The organism is Pseudoalteromonas sp. BSi20652 (genome assembly GCF_000239855.1).
Lineage (GTDB): Bacteria > Pseudomonadota > Gammaproteobacteria > Enterobacterales > Alteromonadaceae > Pseudoalteromonas.
Genome location: NZ_BADT01000072.1, coordinates 1 through 3,888, shown reverse-complemented (window position 1 = coordinate 3,888; position 3,888 = coordinate 1). Strand labels below are relative to the sequence as shown.

Here is a 3,888-nt window from a genome sequence, read left to right as displayed (position 1 = left end):
TTTTTTGTGCTTGTTCATATTTAATTAACCACGTAAGGTCTTTAATAGCATTTACAAAATTAAAGGATCGACTTAATGAAAACACTGACTCTCGTTTTAGGTAGTGCACTAGTTTTAAACGTACTTAGTTTTGATGCACTTGCGGCAGCGACTCCCGATGTTCCTCATATTTATGTAAAAGGCGAAGCGACTCTTACCACAATGCCAGATTACGTTCAGCTTAGCGTAGGTATCACCGAAGTTGATAAAGACTTAATTGCTGCTAAAAATAAAACCGACTTAACCATCGCCAAGGCAATTAAGCTCGTAAAAGAAATTGGTGTTAAAGAGGGAGATATAAACGCCGGGCAAATCTCAATAAACCGTGATAGCCAATACAACCGCACTACCGGTAATCAAGAATTTAAAGGATTTAAGGTTTCTCGTACGTTAACAGTAAAACTTAGCGATATAAATAAATACCCTGAGTTACTACAAAGCTTAGTTAACAACGGTATTAACGAAATTAATCAAACGCAATTTTTAGCAAGCAACTATAACGAGCTGCATAAAAAAGCGCAAAAGTTAGCAATTAAAGATGCACGGGATGCAGCAAAAGAGTTTAGTGAAGATTATGGCGTTGATTTAAAAGGATTGTACAGCGCATCACTAAGTCCACTCAATGTGCAGTCGCAGCCGTACATGCGTGCAGAAAAAGTAATGATGGCTGATAGCGCACCAAGTAACTATGTACCTGATGCCTACCATGCTGGAGAGATTAAAGTAACAGCCTCAAGCTACGCTGTGTACTACATAGATTAAATTTATTTTTGGTGGTGCTCAAAACGTGCCACCAACTTCTCACCTTGCTCTTGGCTAATACGCGCTATTGAGTTGAGCATATTAGTCACTTCACGTCTGTCGTATTCATTAGTTACATGTTCATTTATGTCATCAACAATCGCATTTAAATAATTAAATAAACTGTTTCGTGCATCGTTATCTTTATGGGCAACAAACAAAATATTTTTAAATGCCTCAAGCACGTTTGTCATTACGTACGCATCGCCTTTGGCGTAATTACGCAGCGGTGTAAAGTTATCGTGTAATAACTCATCAAAGCTTGTTTCATGAAGGTATAACAATGGGGCATTATCACTGTGCTTAAACGAGTAGTTAATATCGTTAATTGACAGCCGTTGAATAAGTAAAATACTCAGCATATCAATTGATTTAACCGCCGTACCTGGATCGTTGATACCCGGGCTCATTGCCTTAACTGCAATTTCTGATATTTGCGTTAACCCATAACGGTAATGATCGCTAATGTACTCTTCTATATAAAAAATAAAGCAGTCGAGAATTTTATTAATCAGCTCTTCATCGTTTGCTATGTCTTTATTACACTTTAAAAAAGGATAGCCTTTAACTGTAAAATAGCCTTGGTTAACAGAGATATACACCTTTATATCTTGCTCTGCCAAAATGGCACAGAGTTTATCGGTATGAACGCCTTTATAATAACCCTCCGTTTTACTGCTTACCGAATGCCATGTGTTAAAGTCTGGAAAGTCTTCAACTGGGTTCTCTTGTTGTCTTTGTATTATTGTTTTAATTTCGTTTTTAGTTTGGCTAAACAAGCCATTTAATACGTTATCTACCTGAATGGCACGAGAGATTGAATGTATAAAAAATACAAACAGACCTAATGAAATCAAGCCAAAAATAAGCGCAAACAACACACCAATTGAAGGAATAGCCGTACTGCCACCTTCAAGTTTATTAATATTTATAAGCATAATAATTGAGTAAATTATGCTGCCTAAATAAAAGCCCAAAACCATTTGGTGTGATTTACGCGTAATAAGCCCAGGCACTACACGGGGCGATAAACTCGCGCTGGCCGAATTTAAAACCACCATTACCATCGAAAAACTAAACACGGTAAGCGAAATAATACTCCCCGCTAAGGTGCTTAAAATAGTCCGCGCGTTTTCGGCGCTATCAACAAGTACAACCGATATAAACGATTTTAACTGCTCAATAGGGGCTAAATATTCAACCGACATAGTTATAATGGCAAATACTAAAAAGCCCACTGAAAGCATAGAAGGGTAAAAGCCAATACTGTTAATCATTTCACGGTAACTGTCGGCTACTTTGCGAGGTACAAACATAAAATCCTTATGTAATTTTCTACTTACTTAATACCCTTAGCTTAACATAGGCATTTATTAAACTTCTGATAATGCTGCTTAAATTTATGTGTTATTATCACGCCCACAATAATAGAGCGCATGCTTATGCGATAAAAATAACAGGAAAACGCCGTGATCATTTCAACTTATGCTGCATTACTTGCATTGTTTTACATTTATTTGAGCTTTAACGTAATAAAAGTACGTCGCGCAGAGCAAATATCACTGGGGGATAACGGTAATGCAACGCTGCAACGTGCTATACGTGCTCACGCAAATTTTATGGAATACGTACCAATTGCGTTAATTTTACTTTTTTTGGCCGAATACCAAGGGCTTGCTAGCCATTACTGTCATATATTAGGTGGTGCGTTATTAGTAGGGCGTGTGTTTCAAAATTTAGGCATAGTAGAAAAAAGCCTGAAATATCGCCAAATTGGTACTATTACTACATTTTTAGTGATTATTGTTAGCGCCTTTGTATTGCTAATGACACGTGGCTAGTTAAAGAAAAGTTCATGAGCAAAATATTTATAATAGGTTTACCGCGTACCGGCACAACCAGTGTGTGCCATGCATTTTTAGAGCTTGGCATTACAACAGCGCATACCGCTTATACTAATGCTTGTTTTGAAAATGCTAACGCGATTGCCGACACTCCCATATTTAATGACTTTAAAGCGCTTGATATTCATTATCCACACTCTAAGTTTATTTATTTAGAGCGCGAATTGAGTGCATGGCTTGTATCAATAAAGCAGCTTTTAACGCGTATGCACACTAATTTAACCCGTGCAGATGGGGGCTTTAATATTCATATAAAACGCTGTTATTTAAATACGTTTAGTGAGCTTTCGCTTAATAATATTAGCGACGATAGTTACTTAACAGCTTGTTATAAAAAACATTTTAATGATGCTCAAACGTATTTTAATAACCGTGACAACGATTTTTTATCCATTGATATAGCAAAGCCTGATAGCTATAAAAAGTTATGCAACTTTTTAGCGTTAAAAAGTGATAAAACTGATTTTGAAAAAATGAATATGGGTGGCAAAGTCACTGCATGGAACGATATTAAACACCCGTTAAAAGTTGAATCTACCGCTAAAGGGCGCATAAATAAATTACTGCCTTACAAGATTTTTTAAATCAAATACGTTAAAATCCCCACATTATTATTTAAGTTGTAAAGAACATGTTTGAATTAAAATACCACACCCCATTTGAATGGACCGAAGTTGTCCTTGCTGACTTTAATACTTTTTTACAAGATCACGCCGCTGCAGAAAAAAAAGCATCGGGTATGGCTATGTCTATGCTTTCGCATTATCCAGACAAACGTAAATTAGTAAAAGCTATGACCGACTTAGCGCTAGAAGAATTAATACATTTTAAACAAGTACTTAAATTGCTTTTAGAGCGCGATGTAAACCTAGGTGACGACAAAAAAGATCCGTACATAAAACAAATACGTGCACTATTTAGACACGGTCGTGATGGTTTTTTAATGGACCGATTACTGGTTGGCGGTGTAATTGAAGCACGTGGCCACGAGCGTTTTTCTTTAGTTGCACAAGCACTTCCTGAGGGTAAAGAAAAAGACTTTTATGTTGCTATTGCCAAGTCAGAAGAAAAACATAAAAACCTATTTGTTGAACTAGCTTACGAATACTTTGAAAAAGAAGAAGTTGATGTTCGCCTAGAAGAG

At 36.6% G+C, this 3,888-nt stretch carries 5 protein-coding genes; 4 read left to right on the top strand and 1 reads right to left on the bottom strand.

Going from position 1 to position 3,888, the window contains the following annotated elements; translation table 11 throughout:
* The first annotated feature begins 75 nt into the window (after positions 1-75).
* Positions 76-801 (top strand): SIMPL domain-containing protein, encoded by a 726-nt coding sequence (locus tag P20652_RS12295; RefSeq protein ID WP_008167400.1) that lies wholly within the window; start codon positions 76-78, stop codon positions 799-801.
* 2 nt (positions 802-803) lie between these two features.
* Here the strand turns inward: P20652_RS12295 and P20652_RS12300 are convergent, their stop codons facing one another.
* Positions 804-2,156, bottom strand: a complete 1,353-nt coding sequence (locus P20652_RS12300) for a DUF2254 domain-containing protein (protein ID WP_008167399.1) — start codon at positions 2,154-2,156, stop codon at positions 804-806.
* 153 nt (positions 2,157-2,309) lie between these two features.
* Here P20652_RS12300 and P20652_RS12305 point away from each other — a divergent pair, with 153 nt between their 5' ends.
* The 3 genes from P20652_RS12305 to P20652_RS17770 form a co-directional block, all read left to right on the top strand.
* Positions 2,310-2,681 carry an MAPEG family protein gene (locus P20652_RS12305; protein ID WP_008167397.1) on the top strand — a complete coding sequence of 124 codons (372 nt, stop codon included), beginning with the start codon at positions 2,310-2,312 and terminating at the stop codon, positions 2,679-2,681.
* A 14-nt stretch (positions 2,682-2,695) separates the two neighbouring features.
* Positions 2,696-3,328: a sulfotransferase gene (locus P20652_RS12310; RefSeq protein ID WP_008167395.1), complete on the top strand. Its 633-nt coding sequence runs from the start codon at positions 2,696-2,698 to the stop codon at positions 3,326-3,328.
* Between the two features lie 47 nt (positions 3,329-3,375).
* Positions 3,376-3,888 (top strand): tRNA-(ms[2]io[6]A)-hydroxylase (locus P20652_RS17770; RefSeq protein WP_033017269.1); only part of this gene is annotated, 513 nt, incomplete at its 3' end.

What these genes read in the sequence shown, in the direction of transcription:
- P20652_RS12295 (WP_008167400.1), top strand. Translation starts at nt 76, where the DNA reads ATGAAAACACTGACTCTCGTTTTAGGTAGTGCACTAGTTTTAAACGTA.
- P20652_RS12300 (WP_008167399.1), bottom strand. Translation starts at nt 2,156, where the DNA reads ATGTTTGTACCTCGCAAAGTAGCCGACAGTTACCGTGAAATGATTAAC.
- P20652_RS12310 (WP_008167395.1), top strand. Translation starts at nt 2,696, where the DNA reads ATGAGCAAAATATTTATAATAGGTTTACCGCGTACCGGCACAACCAGT.